Annotated in this window: 18 protein-coding genes; 17 read left to right on the top strand and 1 reads right to left on the bottom strand. The window is 67.3% G+C overall.

The window, feature by feature from the left end:
- Positions 1 to 72: 72 nt before the first annotated feature.
- The 17 genes from B0920_RS07745 to B0920_RS07665 all read left to right on the top strand — a co-directional run bounded on the left by B0920_RS07745 (position 73) and on the right by B0920_RS07665 (position 16,858).
- The gene (locus B0920_RS07745; RefSeq protein ID WP_078031955.1) at positions 73 to 1,776 is read left to right on the top strand and encodes a GspE/PulE family protein; all 1,704 of its coding nucleotides are present in this window, start codon (positions 73 to 75) and stop codon (positions 1,774 to 1,776) included.
- Positions 1,776 to 3,014 (top strand): type II secretion system F family protein, encoded by a 1,239-nt coding sequence (locus tag B0920_RS07740; protein WP_078031954.1) that lies wholly within the window; start codon positions 1,776 to 1,778, stop codon positions 3,012 to 3,014. Before B0920_RS07745 ends, B0920_RS07740 begins: the two co-directional genes overlap by 1 nt.
- The gene (locus tag B0920_RS07735) at positions 3,011 to 3,571 is read left to right on the top strand and encodes a hypothetical protein (protein WP_078031953.1); all 561 of its coding nucleotides are present in this window, start codon (positions 3,011 to 3,013) and stop codon (positions 3,569 to 3,571) included. Before B0920_RS07740 ends, B0920_RS07735 begins: the two co-directional genes overlap by 4 nt.
- Entirely contained in the window at positions 3,568 to 4,023 is a 456-nt protein-coding gene (locus B0920_RS26440; protein ID WP_078031952.1) for a prepilin-type N-terminal cleavage/methylation domain-containing protein, read from the top strand. Before B0920_RS07735 ends, B0920_RS26440 begins: the two co-directional genes overlap by 4 nt.
- A gap of 75 nt (positions 4,024 to 4,098) precedes the next feature.
- A complete protein-coding gene (locus B0920_RS26235) occupies positions 4,099 to 4,572 on the top strand; it encodes a type II secretion system protein (protein ID WP_078031951.1) in 474 nt (157 codons plus the stop codon).
- Between the two features lie 15 nt (positions 4,573 to 4,587).
- Entirely contained in the window at positions 4,588 to 5,139 is a 552-nt protein-coding gene (locus B0920_RS07720; protein WP_078031950.1) for a type II secretion system protein, read from the top strand.
- Entirely contained in the window at positions 5,129 to 5,710 is a 582-nt protein-coding gene (locus tag B0920_RS07715) for a type II secretion system protein (protein WP_179119112.1), read from the top strand. The genes B0920_RS07720 and B0920_RS07715 overlap by 11 nt, the downstream gene beginning before the upstream one ends.
- Complete coding sequence (locus B0920_RS07710; protein WP_078031949.1) at positions 5,710 to 6,594, top strand: prepilin-type N-terminal cleavage/methylation domain-containing protein; 885 nt, start codon at positions 5,710 to 5,712, stop codon at positions 6,592 to 6,594. Before B0920_RS07715 ends, B0920_RS07710 begins: the two co-directional genes overlap by 1 nt.
- Positions 6,591 to 7,049 (top strand): agglutinin biogenesis protein MshP, encoded by a 459-nt coding sequence (locus B0920_RS07705; protein ID WP_229455261.1) that lies wholly within the window; start codon positions 6,591 to 6,593, stop codon positions 7,047 to 7,049. Before B0920_RS07710 ends, B0920_RS07705 begins: the two co-directional genes overlap by 4 nt.
- Complete coding sequence (locus B0920_RS07700; RefSeq protein ID WP_078031948.1) at positions 7,046 to 10,126, top strand: DUF6701 domain-containing protein; 3,081 nt, start codon at positions 7,046 to 7,048, stop codon at positions 10,124 to 10,126. Before B0920_RS07705 ends, B0920_RS07700 begins: the two co-directional genes overlap by 4 nt.
- A 138-nt stretch (positions 10,127 to 10,264) precedes the next feature.
- Positions 10,265 to 11,203 carry a type IV pilus biogenesis protein PilM gene (gene pilM, locus B0920_RS07695; RefSeq protein ID WP_078031947.1) on the top strand — a complete coding sequence of 313 codons (939 nt, stop codon included), beginning with the start codon at positions 10,265 to 10,267 and terminating at the stop codon, positions 11,201 to 11,203.
- Positions 11,200 to 11,847, top strand: coding sequence for a PilN domain-containing protein (locus tag B0920_RS07690; RefSeq protein WP_078031946.1), 648 nt, complete (start codon positions 11,200 to 11,202; stop codon positions 11,845 to 11,847). Before pilM ends, B0920_RS07690 begins: the two co-directional genes overlap by 4 nt.
- Positions 11,844 to 12,608, top strand: a complete 765-nt coding sequence (locus tag B0920_RS07685) for a type II secretion system protein M (protein WP_078031945.1) — start codon at positions 11,844 to 11,846, stop codon at positions 12,606 to 12,608. The genes B0920_RS07690 and B0920_RS07685 overlap by 4 nt, the downstream gene beginning before the upstream one ends.
- Positions 12,593 to 13,003: a hypothetical protein gene (locus tag B0920_RS07680; RefSeq protein WP_078031944.1), complete on the top strand. Its 411-nt coding sequence runs from the start codon at positions 12,593 to 12,595 to the stop codon at positions 13,001 to 13,003. The genes B0920_RS07685 and B0920_RS07680 overlap by 16 nt, the downstream gene beginning before the upstream one ends.
- A gap of 38 nt (positions 13,004 to 13,041) precedes the next feature.
- Positions 13,042 to 14,853, top strand: a complete 1,812-nt coding sequence (locus tag B0920_RS07675) for a secretin N-terminal domain-containing protein (RefSeq protein ID WP_078033334.1) — start codon at positions 13,042 to 13,044, stop codon at positions 14,851 to 14,853.
- Positions 14,853 to 15,743 carry an ExeA family protein gene (locus B0920_RS07670; RefSeq protein WP_078031943.1) on the top strand — a complete coding sequence of 297 codons (891 nt, stop codon included), beginning with the start codon at positions 14,853 to 14,855 and terminating at the stop codon, positions 15,741 to 15,743. The genes B0920_RS07675 and B0920_RS07670 overlap by 1 nt, the downstream gene beginning before the upstream one ends.
- The gene (locus tag B0920_RS07665) at positions 15,740 to 16,858 is read left to right on the top strand and encodes a tetratricopeptide repeat protein (protein ID WP_143745674.1); all 1,119 of its coding nucleotides are present in this window, start codon (positions 15,740 to 15,742) and stop codon (positions 16,856 to 16,858) included. Before B0920_RS07670 ends, B0920_RS07665 begins: the two co-directional genes overlap by 4 nt.
- A gap of 9 nt (positions 16,859 to 16,867) precedes the next feature.
- Here B0920_RS07665 and B0920_RS07660 read toward each other — a convergent pair whose 3' ends face one another.
- Complete coding sequence (locus tag B0920_RS07660) at positions 16,868 to 17,773, bottom strand: LysR family transcriptional regulator (protein WP_078031942.1); 906 nt, start codon at positions 17,771 to 17,773, stop codon at positions 16,868 to 16,870.
- Positions 17,774 to 17,812 lie beyond the last annotated feature (39 nt).

The raw sequence follows: 17,812 nt of genomic DNA, 5'->3' as shown, positions 1-17,812 counted from the left end.
GATGCCGCGAGTCAATTTTCGTTCTAACTGACATAGAATTGTGTCCGCAACACATAACCAACAAGGGATGTCATGGCTAGGCCGGAAAAAGTTCGTCTTGGTGAAGTGCTCATGCAGCAAAAGCTGCTGAGCGAGGAACAGCTCAACCAGGCGCTGGCGGACCAGAAACGCACCGGGCGCAAGCTCGGCCGGGTGTTCGTCGAGAGCGGCTACGTGACCGAGGAGCAGATCTCGGGCGCGCTGGCGCGCCAGCTGAACATCCCCTACATCCATCTCAAGTTCTATAACATCAACGCCGACCTGGTGCGCCAGTTGCCCGAGACGGCCGCGCGGCGCTTCCGCGCCCTGGTGCTGGAAGACCGGCGCGAGACCCTGCTGGTCGGCGTCTCCGACCCGACCGACCTGTTCGCCTACGACGAGATCGCGCGCCTGCTCAAGCGTCCGGTCGAACTGGCGGTGGTCAACGAGACCGAAGTCCTGGGCGCGATCGACCGCATCTACCGCCGCACCGGCGAGATCACCGGCCTGGCGCGCGAGGTCGAGGCCGACCTGGGCGACACCTCGATCGACTTCGGCGCCCTGGCCGCCAACCCGAGCCTGGAAGAAGCGCCGATCGTCAAGCTGCTGCAGTCGGTGTTCGACGATGCGGTGGCGGTGCGCGCCTCCGACATCCACATCGAGCCCCAGGACGGCCGCCTGCAGATCCGCTTCCGCATCGACGGCGTGCTGCACCTGCAGACCGAGGCCGACCTCAAGGTCGCCACCCCGCTGGCGCTGCGCCTCAAGCTGATGGCCGACCTCGACATCTCCGAAAAGCGCCTGCCCCAGGACGGCCGCTTCGCAGTCAAGGTGCGCAACCAGCGCGTCGACGTGCGTATCTCGACCATGCCGACCCAGTACGGCGAGTCGGTGGTCATGCGTCTGCTGAACCAGAACGGCGCCACCCTGCGCCTGGACGCGATCGGCATGCCTTCGCGCATCGTGGAGCGCTTCCGCAGCATCGTCCAGCGTCCCAACGGCCTGGTGCTGGTGACCGGGCCGACCGGCAGCGGCAAGACCACTACCCTGTACAGCGCGCTGTCAGAATTGAACTCGGTCGAGAAGAAGCTGATCACGGTCGAGGACCCGGTCGAATACCGCCTGCCCGGCATCAACCAGGTGCAGGTCAACGACAAGATCGACCTGAGCTTCGCGCGCGTGCTGCGCTCGGCGCTGCGCCAGGACCCGGACATCGTGCTGGTAGGCGAGATGCGCGACCAGGAAACCGCCCAGATCGGCCTGCGGGCCGCGATGACCGGCCACCTGGTGCTCTCGACCCTGCACACCAACGACGCCGCCAGCACCCCGCTGCGCCTGATGGACATGGGCGTGCCGCGCTATATGGTGGGCGGTTCGCTCCAGGCCGTGCTGGCCCAGCGCCTGGTGCGCGTGATCTGCGAAAGCTGCAGCACCGAATACCAGCCGCAGGCGCCAGAGGTCAACTGGCTGCGCGCCGAACTGGGCGAGCACGCGGCCAGCACCCGTTTCTTCCACGGCAAGGGCTGCTCGCACTGCAACGGCACCGGCTACCGCGGCCGCACCGGGGTCTACGAGCTGCTGGAGATGACACGCGCCGTGACCGACGCCGCAAACCATCCCGACCCGGCCCACTTCCTGAAGGTGGCCCATGCCGAGATGGGCGGCGAGACCCTGCGCCGTCATGCGGTGCAGCTGGCGGTCCAGGGCCGCTCGACCATCGCCGAGGCGATGCGGGTCAGTAACCAGCTCGACGACTGATGCCTTATTTCGCCTACAAGGGCCGCGACGCGCGCGGCGAGCTGACCCAGGGCGTGCTGGAAGGCGTGGACCCGTCCTCGATCGCCGACCTCCTGTTCGGCAACGGCATCACGCCGATCGAGATCGTGGTCAGCAAGAAGGGGCCGGGGGAGGCGGGCGCCAAGGGCTCGCTGCGCGAGCGCCTGACCGAAAAAAAGGTCGGCCACATGGACGTGCAGCTGTTCAGCCGCCAGATCTACACCCTGCTCAAGTCCGGGGTGCCGATCATGCGCGGCCTGGCCGGGCTGCAGGAATCTGCCATCAACAAATCCTTCGCCAAGGTGATCAAGGACCTGCGCGAGTCGCTCGACGCCGGCCGCGAGCTGTCGGCCGCCATGATGCGCCACCCGCACTGCTTCAGCCCCTTCTACCTGTCGATGGTCAGGGTGGGGGAGATGACCGGCCGCCTGGAAGAAGTCTTCCTGCGCCTGTTCGACCACATGGAATTCGACCGCGACATGCGCGAGCGGGTCAAGACGGCGCTGCGCTACCCGACTTTCGTGGTGATCGCGATGGTGCTGGCGATGGCGGTGGTGAACATGTTCGTGATTCCCCAGTTCGCCAAGGTGTTCAAGTCCTTCAACGCCGAACTGCCCCTGATGACCCGCATCCTGCTGGGCACCTCGGACTTCACGGTGCAGTACTGGCCGATGCTGGCGACCATGCTGGTGGCGGGCGTATGGGGCTTCCGCCACTGGACCCGCACGCCCAAGGGCCGCATGACCTGGGACCGGCGCAAGCTGCGCCTGCCCATCGCCGGCAAGATCATCCACAAGGCCACCATGGCGCGCTTCGCGCGCAGCTTCGCCCTGTCGATGCGCAGCGGGGTGCCGATCGTGCAGGCCCTGAACGTGGTGTCCCAGACCGCCGACAACGCCTACCTGAGTTCGCGCATCGAGCAGATGCGCGACGGCGTGGAGCGTGGCGAGAGCATCTTGCGCACCTCGGTGGCTGCAAACGTATTTACGCCCATCGTGCTGCAGATGATCGCGGTGGGCGAGGAGTCGGGTTCGCTCGACGACCTGATGGACGAGATCGCGCAGATGTATGAGCGCGAGGTGGACTACGAGCTCAAGACCCTGTCGAGCCAGATCGAACCGATCCTGATCACCTTCCTGGGCATCATGGTGCTGGTGCTGGCGCTCGGCATCTTCCTGCCGATCTGGGACCTGGGCCAGGCGGCGCTGCACGCGAAATGATGCAGCACCAGCGCGGTGCGAGCAGCTTCGAGTTCGCGGTGTGCGCAGCCATGGCCGCTGTGCTCGCGGGTGTGCTGCTCATACGTTTGCTGGATGTCCGCGCAGAGTCCGAGCGGACAGCGGCGCACCAGGTCGCGGCCGCTGTTCGGACTGCGCTCGCCGTGCGCGCGGCGCGCGTTGCCGACGCTGCGGAACTGGCACGGCTGGCGGAGGAGAATCCCATGCAATGGCTGGGCGGTTTGCCGCCGAATTACCTCGGCGAATACTACGCTCCAGACCTGAAGAGTTTGAGCAAGGGCAGCTGGTTCTTCGACAGGACCGACAAAAGCATCAATTATTTGTTTAGCCGCGACACTTTTTCTCGTGGGACATCAAACTTGCTGAAGTTCAAGGTAGAATTCACTGGTTCGCCCCAGACGCGCCGGACCGGCCGGATTGACGGGGGATCGCAAGGGTTGCTGCTGCAGGAGGTCGCTGTGGCAGGCCCCGACAATCAAACGGCAGTATCGACGCGGCCGCTGGTCCGCACTACTTCAAATACGGAGAGAATTCAATGAACAAAGGTTTTAACAAAGGCGCGCAGGGCGGTTTCACGCTGATCGAACTGATCGTCGTGATCGTCATTCTGGGCATTCTGGCCGCGACCGCGCTGCCGAAGTTCGCCAACCTGAGCGCCGATGCGCGCAAGGCGAGCCTGACCGCCGCCCGTGGTTCGATGGCATCGGCCTCGGCGATGGCACACGGCAAATGGCTGATCACCAACACCACGAATTCGATCGAAGGCGTCACTGTGGCTTTCGTCAATGGCTATCCGAGTGCGGCGACCATTGCGCCGATCTCTGGCATCACCAACGGCGTGGACTACGATGTGGTGACCTCCGGCACCACCACCAAGCTTCACCCTGTCGGCCTGACCGCTGACCAGCGACTGAACTGCTATGTGCAGTACGCCGAAGCTGCAACCAACGCTGCGCCGACCTTCACGCAGAGCCTGACGAGCTGCGAATAACACAGCGCGTCAATAGGTGACACCAGCGGGCACGGTCGCATTGCGAGCGTGCCCGCTGACTTTCCGGGACACGACATGCATATCCGTCATCAGCGCAAGCATCACCAAGGCTTCACTTTGATCGAACTGATCGTCGTGATCGTTGTGCTGGGCATTCTCGCGGCGGTGGCGTTGCCGAAGTTTACCCGCGTCAGCGGCGATGCCCGAGTGGCGACGATGAAGGCTGCGCGCGGCGCGCTTAATTCGGCGTCGGCGATCGTCCACGGGCAGTGGTTGCTCAAGCCGAGTGACAAGGTGATCGTAGAAGGGATCGAAGTCGAGATCGTGAACGGCTATCCGAAGGCCAGCACGGCATTCGCTGCCGTGGCAGGCTTGGACGATCCGGCCTACCGCATCGAGGTCGACAAGGACGAGATGATCGTGTCCCCCGCCAGCCTGGACGACAGTTCGCCTGTCATCGGCACCTGTCTCATTTCATACAGCGCGCCGACCGGGGCCAATCTCCCGCCGACCATCCGCCCGGCAAGCAATCCGCTGATCTGCGAATAGCCCGGCTTCGAGCACATGCTTACCATCCCTCACTCAGCTGGATGCGGGCGGCCCGCGCGCCATGCCGGCTTCACGATGGTGGAGCTGATCGTCGTGCTGGTCCTGATCGGCATCCTGGGCGCGATCGGCGTCGGCCGGTATTTCAGCCGGGGGAGCTACGACGCCGCCTTCTTCGCCGACCAGACCCGCGCCTTGCTGCGCTACGCCCAGAAGACAGCCATCGCCCGCAACGAACCGGTGTTCGTGGAACTGGGCGACAACCGCATCGCCCTGTGCCACGTGGCCCCGAACGGCAACTGCCCGGCCGCCAGCCGGGTGGCGTTCCCCGGCGGCTCCACCGTCGGCAAGGCCAGCGAAACATGGTGCCAGGCGAGCGGGTGGTACTGCGTCGGCCGGCCGGACGGCGTCAGTTTCGCGGTGTCGAGCACCGTCAACCAGTTCGCCTTCGACGCCCTCGGTCGTCCCCAGCTCCAGAACGGCACCTTTGGCGGGCTGTCGCTGAGCATCAGCGGCGAGGGCGAGCGCCGCACGGTGCTGGTGACGCAGGAGACCGGCTATGTCCAGTAAGCTGCGGCGCCAGGCCGGCCTGACACTGATCGAGCTGATCCTCTTCATCGTGATCGTCGGCGTGGCGCTGGCCGCGGTGCTGGGCGTGCTCACCATGACCACCAAGAACAGCGCCGACCCGCTGCGCCGCAAGCAGGCCCTGATGATCGCCGAGGGCCTGATGGAAGAGGTGCGCCAGGCGAAGTTCAGTTTTTGTGACCCGAGTTCCAACGACCCCGAGCCCGAGACGGTCGCCGGCACGGCGGCCTGCGCGCTCGGCGAGAACTGGGGCCAGGAACCGAACACCGACGGCCGGCCCTTCGACAACGTCAACGACTACGTGGCCGCGGCCAACCAGGCCACCAGCGCCTTCGACCTGGGCGGCGTGCTGTCGGACGCCAACGGCAATTCCCTCAACCTGCCGGGCTACCGGGCCACGGTGACGATCACCCCCCAGGTGCTGAACGGCGTCGGCTCGAACGGCAGCCTGGCCGATACCGACGTGCTGCGCATCCGCATCACCGTCAGCTACGACGGCGACCAGCTGGTGCTCGACGGTTATCGTACGCGTTACGCGCCGACCTTCCACTGATGAACGTCCGTCGAACACGCCGTGCGCGCGGCTTCACCCTGGTCGAAGCGGTCCTCGTGATCGTCATCATCGGCATCGTCGGCGCCATCGTCGCTGTGTTCATCCGCGCGCCGATGGAGGGGTACGCGCAAAGCGCGGTGCGCGCCACGGTGACCGACGAAGCCGACCTGGCGCTGCGCCGCATCGCGCGCGACTTGCGCCTGGCGCTGCCCAACAGCATCCGCGTGACCGCGAACGGTAACGGCATCGATTTCCTGCTCACCTCCACCGGTGGACGCTACCTCGCGGCCGAGGACTTCGTCCCCAACCGCGAGGTGCTCGACTTCAACGATCCGAACCGGCGTGACTTCACCGTGGCCGGTGGCACCATGCGTCCCATCGTGCCCGGCAATTTCGTGGTCGTGTTCAACCTGGGCGACGCCACGGTGCCCTCGGACGCCTGGATGGCGCGTGAAGGACAGGCCGACCGCAACATCGCACGCGTCACGGCGGTCAACAATGCCGACCCGGTCAACCCGGTGGTGAGCCTGGCCTACAACCCGTTCGCGATGCAGACCGTCCCGATGACCTCGCCCAACCGGCGCTTTCACGTGGTCGAGACGCCGGTGACCTATGTGTGCGAGCGCCAGTCCGACGGCAGCGATGCGCTGGTGCGCTACTGGAACTACCCGATCAGCGACACCCAGAACATGCCGCCCCAGGGCAACCCACAGCGCGCCGTGATCGCCGCCCGCGTGGCCAGCTGCGGCGGCATTTTCAGTTACGGCAGCGCAGCCGCCCGCCGCAGCGCGCTGGTGGTGATGAACCTGGCCCTGCGGGCCCAGGACGACGCTTCTTCGACGGTGCGCCTGGTGCACCAGATCCACGTGGACAACACGCCATGATGCAACGCGCTCCTTCGCTTCCTCGCCGCGCGCGCAGCGCCGGCGTCGGCCTGGTCACCGCCATCTTCCTGCTGGTGGTGCTGGCCGCCATGGGCGTGGCCGCCGTCAGCCTGTTCAATACCCAGCAGGCCAGCTCCAGCCTCGACGTCGAGGGCGCGCGCGCCTACCAGGCGGCGCGCGCCGGGGTCGAATGGGGCCTGTTCCAGCAGCGCCGCAACAACCAGTGCGCCGGCGCTTCCTTCCGCATGCCGGACAGCGTGCTGGCCAGCTATACCGTCACCGTCAGCTGCCGCGTGATCCCGGGGCTGGCCGACGAAGACGGCAACACGGCCGCGCTCACCCGCTTCCACATCCGCGCCGTCGCCTGCAACCAGCCAGTCAATGGCGCCTGCGATGCGGTGGCCAACAACAACAGCCCGGACTTCGTCCGGCGCCAGGTCGAGGTTGAACTATGAAACGCGCCACCCCCTCATCGAAGGCATGGCGCGCGCTGCTCGCGGGCCTCGCCTTGCTGGCCTGCTTGTTCGGCCTGCCGCCGGCCCAGGCCCAGACCGCGCTCACCCTGTACAAGACATTTGCCGGCAACATCAACTTCACCGGCACCCAGGCCAGCCTGCGCAGCTACCCCGAGGGGAAGTATGCCTGCTACGTGACCTCGCCCAACACCAACGAGAAGGCCAGCCTGAGCCTGCCTTTCGGCGCCAGCGTGGTCTCGGCCCACCTGTACTGGGCGGGATCGAGCAGCAGCATCGACAAGACCGTCACCATGAACGGCAACTCGGTCACGGCCGGCCGCGTCTGGACCGCCAGCGTCGCCAACGGCATCCCCTATTTCAGCGGGGCGGCCGACGTCACCAAGCTGGTCCAGGCAAAGGGCAGCGGCGACTACACCTTCTCGGGCCTGAGCGTGAACACCGGCAGCCCGCATTGCGAGCGTAACGCGGTGCTCGGCGGCTTCTCTCTGGTGGTCGTGTACTCGCACTACGCGGAACCCTTCCGCAACTTGAACATCTACGACGGCTTCCAGCCGCTGTACTACGCCGAAGTCAAGTTTACGATGACGAATTTCCGGGTGCCGGACAACGTCACCAGCAACGAGAAGGGGCGCTTCGGCCACGTGGTCTGGGAAGGCGACCAGGCGCTGTCGGCCAATGCGGAAGCCGTATTCTTCACCCAGAACGGCAGCACGTCGACCCTGACCAACGGCAGCTACGCCCCGGCTGGCAACCAGTTCAACTCGCAGAGCAGCATCAACAAGGATGCCTACTCGGTCGGGGTCGACTTCGACACTTACGAGATCGGCAACTTCACGCCCAAGCAGGGCGTGGCCAGCGCCACCTTCCGCGCCACCGAGGACATGATCATCCTGAGCACCGCCGTGCTGGCGCTGCCGAGCGCGCCGGAATCGGATCTGGCGCTCGACCTGGTGCTCAACGGTTCGCTGGTCGAGAACGGGCCGGCCAGCTATTCGCTCACGGTTGCCAACAAGGGGCCGGCGCCGGACGACGGCCCGATCACGGTGCGTATCACGCTGCCGGCCGGCCAGACCTATACCTCCGCCACCGGCACCGACTGGAGCTGCTCGGCGCTTGGTCAGATCGTCACCTGCACCTACGGTCCGACGCTCGAGATGGGCCAGACCACGCCGGCGATCGCGCTCAAGACCAAGGTCACCAAGACCGGCGAGATGGCGGTCAGCGCCACCGTCACCGGCTCGCGCGATCCCGATACCAGCAACAACAGCAAGACCCACAAGGCGACCACGGTGGTGCCGCAAGCGGCGGCCTACAAGTTCACCACCATCGCCTGCGCGGCCGGCGCGGCGATCGGCACCAGCGCCTGTCCGTTGTACGACGCCACGCTGGTGGCTGGCGACACCGCCACCGTCTACATCACGGCAGTCACCGACGGCAAGGCCACGCCGCTGTCCACCACCCAGACGGGGAAGGCGGCGCTCAAGTTCGCGTTCCGCTGCACCAATCCGCTGCCGCTGGCGGCCGGAGCCCAGGCCAAGGCGCAGTACGTGACGCCGGCCTCCAGCGCGCCGCTGAGCGCCTGCGTCGGTCCGGACGCGACCCCGGCCTGGAGTGCGCAGACCATCGATTTCCCGGCCAAGGTGGCCTCGGTCGAGACGAAATTCAGCTATGCCGACGTGGGCATGCTGCGCCTGATGCTGCAGGATTCCAAGGGCCTGATGGACGAGGCCGAGATCGTGTCGGTGCCGGACCGACTCGAGATGGCGCTGACCCGCAGCGCGGACGGGGTGGAGAACCCGGCCACCAACAAGCTGGCGGAACCCGGGTTCGTGCGCGCCGGCGAGCCCTTCGACCTGCGCGTGAGCGCCCTCGGCAAGGCAGGGCAGGTGCTGCCGAGCTTTGGCAAGGAAGTCAACGGCTACCGCCCCAAGATGCAGTTGTCGCTGGCCGGCGCCGGCGCGATCGAGGGTCTGGACCCGAAGCAGCTCGGTGAACTCGGCGGCGGCTTTGCCGAGAACACGACCGATTTCAGCGGCACCTTCACCTGGAGCCAGCTGGGCAGCATGGACCTGAGCGCAAAGGTGGACAACTACCTCGGCAGCGGCCGCAACCTGGACGTGACCAAGCGGGTGGGGCGCTTCTATCCGGCCTATTTCTCGACTGTCGTCACCGGCAACTTCGACTGTGTGCCGAAGATGCGCTGTCCCGCGCAAGGCCTGGCCGAGATCGAAACCGCCACTCACTCGACCCAGCCTTTCCAGGTGCGCGTCAAGGCCCATGACGTGAACGGACTGGAACTGCCGGTGTTTAACGATCCCAAGTACCAGCAGGCCGTGGTGCCGGAAGACCTGGCGCTGAGCCCCGTTGTATTGCCGGGGCAGGGCGCGCTGGTGGTCAAGGATGGCGGCCTGACCGATCCGACCAAGGCCGAACTTCGGTACGAAACCTTGCGCGCGGTATCCTTCAAGCTGGGGCTCCCCTTCGTCGCGGACGGCGCCCGCAGCGGCGGCTGGCCGGCGCCGACCCCGGTCTACCTGCGCGCAACTGCCACGACCCCGCGTGCGGGAACGACGGCCAGGGAGAAACTCAGCTCGCTCCAGGCAGAGCCGGAGGAATCGATCGAAGGCGGGGTGATGGTCGTGACCGGCCGCATCGAAGTAGCCAACGTCTTCGGTTCCGAACTGCTCAAGACGCGTGTCCCGATGCAGGCGCAGTTCTGGACCGGCACGGGCTGGGCCACTACCACCAGCCTCGATCATGCCACCCTGCTCAGCACGAGCGAGGTCCGCTACACCGAGTGCACGCGCGCGCTGCGCCTGGCGAGCTCCACAGACAAGACCAACAACTGCGTCCCGCTTTCGGCCGCCAAGGCCGGCGCGATGCCGCTGGACGACGGTCGCACCGTGTTCTCACTGGCGCCGGTCGGTGCGAAGATGGAGGGGAGTGTGCACGTCCATGTCGACAGCACGGATCACGGCTGGCTGCCGAGCACCCGCGGACGCGTGTCATTCGGCCAATACCGCAGCCCCGTGATCTACGTTCGCGAGATCTATTAATCATCGAAATTGTCATACTCTGCATAAAGCGCAGCGAGAAACGCACACATCTGTCATTTCCGGCGACTTTTCTTGATGGTTTCTGGCGTATCTTGACTATAATCAAGACTTTGCCGCTTCCGTCACCGCGCCGCCCGCATGCGTTTTTTTAAGAGAGCAAAGAAGAAAGAAGGTTGGCTCAGCATCGCCGTCCAGCGCGACGGGATCGCCGCCGCCAGCGTCAAGCGGATTGCGGGCGGGAAGCCCTTCGTCCGCTTCGCCCACTTCCTGCCGGGCCAGGACACCGCGGCCATGCTGGGCAAGGCGGGAAAGGAAGGGCATGCCGACAGCTACCGCTGCGCCACCTTGCTGGCCAGTGGGGACTACCAGCTCATCAACGTCGAAGCCCCCAACGTGCCGAAGGAAGAGATGAAGACGGCCGTGCGCTGGCGCCTCAAGGACATCCTCGACTTCCCGGTCGACCAGGCCACCATCGACGTGCTCGACATCCCCGTGGACGGCGCCGCCGCCGGCCGGGTCCAGCAATCGATCTTCGCGGTCGCCGCGCGCAACAGCGTCATCGCTCCGCGCCAGAAGCTGTTCCTGGACGCGAAGATCGAGCTGTCCGTGATCGACATTCCCGAAATGGCCCAGCGTAATCTCTCGGCCATGCTCGAACCCGAGGGCCGCGGCGTGGCCATGCTCTCCTTCAGCGAGGAGGGCGGGCTGCTGACCGTGTCATACAAGGGCGAACTCTACCTGTCGCGCCGCTTCGACGTGAGCCTGGCCCAGTTGCTCGAAACCGACCACGAACGCAAGCACGCCAGCTTCGACCGCATCACCCTCGAACTCCAGCGTTCGCTCGACCATTTCGAGCGCCAGTACTCCTTCATCAGCGTGGCCAAGCTGGTGCTCGGCCCCTCCGAGATCAGCGGCCTGGAAGAATACCTGTCGAGCAATCTGTACACGCCGGTCGAGACCCTCGACCTGGCCAGCCTGCTCGACTTCTCGCGCACGCCCGAACTGAGCGACAAGGCCTTGCAGTGCCGCTTCCTGCTGCCGCTAGGCGCCGCCCTGCGCGAGGAGGTGGCCGCATGAGCCAGCAGATCAACCTGTTCAACCCGGCCTTCCAGCCGCGCAAGCAGGTGCTGTCGGCGACCCGCATGGCGCTCGCGCTGCTGGTGCTGGCGGTCGGTTTGGGCCTGATGGTCTCCTACGGCAAGGTGCGCACGGCCGAGCTGCAGCACCAGGCCGACGCCGGCGCCGAGCGCCTCAAGCAGAAGCAGGCGCGCATGGACAACGTGAACACCGAATTCGCGCCGCGCGTGGCCAGCAAGGACCTCGAAGCCGAGCTGGCCGAGGCCGAAGCCCAGCTGGCCGCCTTGACCCGGATCTCGGACGTGATCGAGCGCGGCGAGTTGGGCGACACGCGCGGCTACGCCGGCTATTTCAAGGCGCTGGCGCGCCAGAGCGTGGACGGCCTGTGGCTGACCGCGGTCACGGTCGCCGGCGCCGGCAACGACATCGGCATCAAGGGCCGCACCCTCGACCCGGGCAAGGTGCCGGGCTACCTGAACCGCCTGACCCAGGAACCCCTCATGCAGGGCAAGGCCTTCGCCAGCCTGCAGATCGGCGAGGCCGCACCCGTGGCGACCACCGGCGCCGACGGCAAGCAGGGCAACGCCCCGGCGCCCTACGTCGAGTTCAGCCTGCAGTCGGTGCCCGAGGAGTCGCGCCCATGAAGCAGCGGCTCCTGGACCTGGCCGCGCGCGTCGACGCGCTGAGCCTGCGCGAACGCGGGATGCTGTTCGCCGCCGTTGCCGCGGCGATGGTATTCCTGGTGCATACGGTCGCCCTCGGTCCGCTGCTCAAGACCCAGGACGCGCTGCGCGCCCAGATCGACCAGCAGCGCAACAACATGATGGGCCTGGACGGCGAGATCACCGCCAAGGTGCGCGCCTACGAGAACGACCCGGATGCCCCGACCCGCGCCCGCCTGGCGTCGGTGAAGGACCAGACCGCGCGCATGCACAACGCCCTGCTGGCGATGGAGCATGGCCTGGTGCCGGCCGAGCGCATGGGGCCCCTGGTCGAATCGATCTTGCGCGCCAACGGCCGCCTCAAGCTGGTGTCGATGCGCACCCTCCCGGTCGAGCCGGTGACCGGCGAGCAACCGGGCAACGCGCCGGAGGCACGCGCCCAGGCGCCGGCGGCCCAGCCGGCGCAGCCGGTCGGCCTGTCGCCGGTGCTGGTCAAACCCGCCGCCCAGCCGGGCGAAGCGCCGGCCCTGCCCAAGGCCGGCGAGCTGCTGTACCGGCACGGAGTCGAAGTGACGGTGCGCGGCAGCTACCTCGACATGGTCGACTACATGAGCGCCCTGGAGGCGATGCCGACCCGCCTGTTCTGGGGCCGCGCCCAGCTCGACGTCGAGCAGTATCCGTCGGCGCGCCTGACCCTTACCCTGTATACCCTCAGCCTGGACCGCAAATGGATGAAGCTGTGAAGACCCTGATCCTGACGACTTTCGCGGGCCTGGCGCTCGCCCACCTGCCTGCGGGCGCCCAGACCCTGAACGATCCGACCCGCCCCCCGGCGGCGCTCGACATCAGCCGCGCCGGGCCGGACGCCGGCGGCGGCCAGCCGCGACTGCAGTCGGTGCTGATCTCGCCGCGCGCCGGCGGGCGCCATGTGGCCGTGATCGACGGCGAAACCGTGCGCCTCGGCCAGAGCTTCCGCGGCGCGCGTGTGACGCGCATGAGCCAGACCGAGGTCGAGCTGGTGCGCGGGGCCGAGCGCCAGGTGCTCCGTCTCGAAGGCATTCCCGAACCCGTGCCCGGAATGAGCGCGGCGCACCCTCCGGCGGCGGCCGTCGCCGGCCTGGTCCAGACCCCGCGATGATTTCCATGACCTCCATTCGCAAGACGCGCAAGGCAAGCATGTTCAATCGTCTCTCCCTGATCGCCGGCGCGGTCGCCGGCGCCACCCTGCTGGCCGGCTGCCAGAGCGCCCCACGCCACGAAGCGGTCGACACCATCAACAAGGAAATGGCCAAGGCCAATGCGCGGCCCGCGGCCACGCCGGCAGTGGACGACGCGGTCGCCAACGCGCTGCTGCCGCCGCCGGCGGCCCTGGCCAGCCAGCTGCCCAAGGCGCGTCCGGCGCTGGAAGAGCGCTTCAACGTCTCCTTCAACAACGTCCCGGCCCAGCAGTTCTTCCGCTCGATCGTGGCGGGCACCCGCTACAACATGCTGGTCCATCCGGACGTCAGCGGCAACATCAGCGCCAACCTCAAGGACGTCACGCTCACCGAGACCCTGGACGCGATCCGCGAGATGTACGGCTACGACTACCGGATCGACGGCACCCGCATCACGATCCGGCCGCTGACCATGCAGACCCGCATGTTCCAGGTGAACTACCTGAGCGCCAAGCGGCGCGGCCTGTCCAACCTGCGCGTGACCTCGACCTCGGTGGCGGACGTCGGCAACTACAACAACAATAACAACAACCGCGGCAACAACAGCGGCAGTGGCAGCGGCAGCGGCGGCAACAACCAGAACAACCAGAACAACAATAACAACAATAACAACAATAACAACGACGGCAACCGCGTGCAGCTCGACAGCAGCGACGTCTCCACCCTGTCCGAAAGCGACTTCTGGCTCGAGCTCAAGACGGCGATGGAAGCCATCGTCGGCGGCAGGGAAGGCGGGCGCAGCGTGGTCATCAGCCCGCAGTCTGGCGTGGTGGTGATCCGCGCCATGCCGGACGAACTGCGCAACGTCGACGCCTACCTCAAGGCCACCCAGCTCTCGGTCGACCGCCAGGTGATCCTGGAAGCCAAGATCATCGAGGTCGAGCTGAACGACCGCTTCCAGAGCGGCATCAACTGGGCGTCCTTCGCCTCGATCAAGAGCTCGCACCCGAACCGGGTCTCGACCGGCATGATCAGCCCCGGCGCCAACCTGGCGCCGCTGCCGCGCGACGGCGGCCAGCCCGCTCCGATCAATAGCGGCCGGGGTCTCGCGGCCAGCACCGGCTTTTCGCTCTCGAACGCGGCCGAGGCGGCCGGTTCGCTGTTCGGCCTGGCCGTCCAGACCAACAATTTCGCGGCCCTGCTGACCTTCCTGGAATCCCAGGGCACGGTGCACGTGCTGTCCAGCCCGCGCGTGGCGGCGGTCAATAACCAAAAGGCCGTGCTCAAGATCGGCACCGACGAGTTCTTCGTCACCGGCATCACCAACACCATCAACAACAGCGAGAACGGCACCATCGTCACCCCGAGCGTGATCGTGCAGCCCTTCTTCTCGGGCGTGGTGCTGGACGTGACCCCGCAGATCGACGACAAGGGCAACATCCTGCTCCACGTGCATCCCTCGGTGAGCCAGGTCAGCACCGTCAACAAGGACGTCGACCTGGGTTCGGCCGGCACCGTGCGCCTGCCGCTGGCGGCGTCCAGCACCTCGGAGCTGGACAGCATCGTGCGCGGCCAGAACGGCCAGGTGGTCGCGATCGGCGGCCTGATGCGCCAGGCCTCGACCGGCGACGTCGACCAGCTGCCGGGCGCCGACCGCTTGCCGGTGCTTGGCGCGCTGTTCCGCAACAAGAACCGGGTGAGCCAGAAGCGTGAGCTGGTGGTCCTGATCAAGCCGACCATCGTCGAAAGCGCCAACGACTGGAGCCAGGACCTGATGGACGCGACGCGCCGCATCGAGCAGCTCGACCCGCGCGGCCGGGGGCGCGACTGATGTACGCGGCCCACTTCGGGCTGCGCGAGCTGCCCTTCGGGATCACGCCTGACACCAGCTTCTTCTTCGGCAGCCCGCGTTCCCAGGAAGCCTTGAACACGCTGCTGGTGGCGGCGCGCACCGGCGAAGGCTTCATCAAGATCACGGGCGAAGTCGGCACCGGCAAGACCCTGTTGTGCCGCAAGTTCATGGCCATCCTGGGCGAGGATTTCGTCACCGCCTACATCCCCAATCCCTACCTCGAGCCGCGCACCCTGATGCTGGCCCTGGCCGACGAACTCGAGATCGCGCTCGAGCGCGAGGTCGACCAGCACCAGCTGCTCAAGGCGATCAACCTGCGCCTGCTGGACCTGGCGGCGCAGGACAAGCGCGTGGTGCTGTGCCTCGACGAGGCCCAGGCGATCCCGGTGGAGAGCCTGGAAGCGCTGCGCCTCCTGACCAACCTCGAGACCGAGAAGCGCAAGCTGCTCCAGATCGTGCTGTTCGGCCAGCCGGAACTGAACGCCAAGCTGGAACTCGAATCGATCCGCCAGCTGGCGCAGCGCATCACCTTCCATTACCACCTGGGGCCGATGAGCCGCGACGACCTTGATTTCTACGTGGCCCACCGCCTGCGCGTGGCCGGCTTCACCGGCGCGCGCCTGTTCACCCGCTCGGCGATCCGTGGCCTGTACAAGGCCAGCGGCGGAGTGCCGCGCCTGGTCAACATCATGGCGCACAAGGCGCTGATGCTGAGCTATGGCCAGGGCAAGCAGCAGGTCGGCGGCGGCCACGTGCTGACCGCCGCGCGCGACACCGTCGGCGTGCGCCGCGATATCCTGTCCTGGCTGGCGGGCGGGGCCGCCGTGGCCGCGACCGCGGCCGGACTGGCATGGGTGGTGGCGCGATGAGCCTGATTAACAAGATGCTGCAGGACCTCGATGCGCGCGGCGGCCAGCCGGGCGTGGAGGGCGTGGCGGGCGACCTGAAACCGGTGCTGCCGCCGGAGCGCCGCGCGCCCTGGATGCGGATCGCCCTGGTGGGCCTGGCGGCGGCCCTGCTGGGCGGGGGCGGCTACGCGGCCTGGCTGGCCTGGCGCATCAAGAACACGGTCGCCGTCGAGATTCCCGTGGCCCAGGCGCCGGCGGCCGGCGCCTCGACCCAGTCGGTGGTGACGCCGCTGCCGCGCCCGGAAGAAACCCTTGAAACTCCGGCGTCTGCGCCCGCCGCCGAAACGGCGCCCGCAACGCCGGCGACGCCCGAAGCCGCGGCCACTCCGACGCCCGAGCCGGCGCAGGCGAAGGCCGAGGAGCCGCCGCCCGCGCCGCCGCAGCAGACGGCGCCGCAGGTCGAGCGCAAGCGTGAGGAAGCACGCAGCCCGGTAAAGGCGGCGCCGACGGCGCGGCGCGAGGCCGGCGCGAAGCCCGCCGCGCCCGCGGCCTCGGGCCGCACCGAAACCACGGCGCAGCGCGCCGAGAACGGCTACCGCCGTGCCCTGGCCAGCCTGGAAGACGGGCGTGTCAGCGAGGCGGTCGGCCACCTGCAGGCGGCGCTCAAGGCGGAGCCGCGCCACGAAGCCGCGCGCCAGACCCTGGTCAGCCTGCTGATCGAGGCCAAGCGTCCGGACGAGGCGATGGGGCAGCTCCAGACCGCCCTGGCCCTCGACCCGCGCCAGCCGGCGATGGCGATGCTGCTGGCGCGCCTGCAGATCGAACGCGGCGGACCGGCGATCGAGACCCTGCAGCGCACCCTGCCTTACGCGGCCGGCGATGGCGACTACCACGCCTTCCTGGCCGGCGCGCTGCAGCGCGAGGGGCGTCACCGCGAAGCGGCCGAGCATTACCAGGCCGCGCTGCGCGGCGCGCCGCAGAACGGCGTGTGGTGGATGGGCCTTGGCATCTCGCTGCAGGCGGAAAAACGCAAGCCCGAGGCGTACGAGGCCTTCCAGAAGGCGCAGGCGTCCGGCACGCTGACGCCCGAGCTGCAGGCCTTCGTCGAGCGCAAGCTCAAGCAGGTCGGCCGCTGAGCTGCCGCTTCACGCGCCGCCCAGCTGGCGGCGCGCCGCCTCGAAGGCGTAGTCGATGAACAGCCTCACCCGCGAGGCAATGCGGGTGCGCTGCGCGTAGTACATGTAGATCGCGGCGTTGCGGGTGTCGAGCCTGGGCAGCAGGTGCACCAGGCGGCCCGCGGCCAGGTCTTCGTCCACCATGTAGTGGGCCAACTGGCCGATCCCGAGCCCATTCCTTACCGCCGCCACCTCGCTCTCGGTGGTGTTGAAGCTCGCCACGCAGGGCACGTCGAGATAGACGGTGCCGCCATCCCCCTTCAGCTCCCAGGGCATCAGGCGCCCCGTATTGGCCTGGCGGTAGCCGGTGCAGCGGTGCCGCAGCAACTCGTCGGCGTCGCGCGGCGCGCCGTGGCGCTCGAGATAGTCGGGCGCGGCGCAGATTTTCAACACGATGTCGGCCAGCTTGCGCGCCACCAGGTTGCGCTCGGGCGGATTGCCGGCCCGGAAACCGACGTCGATGCGCGCCGCCACCAGGTCGGTGAACTGGTCGGCCAGCACCAGGTCGAAGTGGGCGCCCGGATAGCGCTCCTGGAAGCCGCGCAGGATCGGCGCCAGCAAATGGATGCCGAGCGAGGTGGGAGCGGCCACGCGGATCAGGCCCTCGACCTCGTCGCGGCTGCCGCGCACCTGTTCCAGCGCCTCGTCCAGCAGGCGCAGGCCGGGGTGGGCCAGCTCGTACAGGCGCTGGCCCTCGTCGGTGAGCGAGAGGCTGCGCGTGGTGCGGTGGAACAGGCGAAGGCCAAGGTGCTCCTCGAGCTGGCGGATGGCCTTGCTGACCGATTGGGCGGACAGCCCCTCGGCCACCGCCGCCTGGCTGAAACTGCCGGCGCGCACCACGCCGATGAAGAGAGAAATGACCCGGGCCTTATCCATGGATTTGCAACCAAAAGGTGAAAATCATTCAGCTTTACA

It is taken from the genome of Massilia sp. KIM (assembly GCF_002007115.1).
Classification (GTDB): domain Bacteria; phylum Pseudomonadota; class Gammaproteobacteria; order Burkholderiales; family Burkholderiaceae_D; genus Telluria.
The sequence above is the reverse complement of the archived record's forward strand: the minus strand, read 5'-3'. Positions and strand labels throughout refer to the sequence as shown.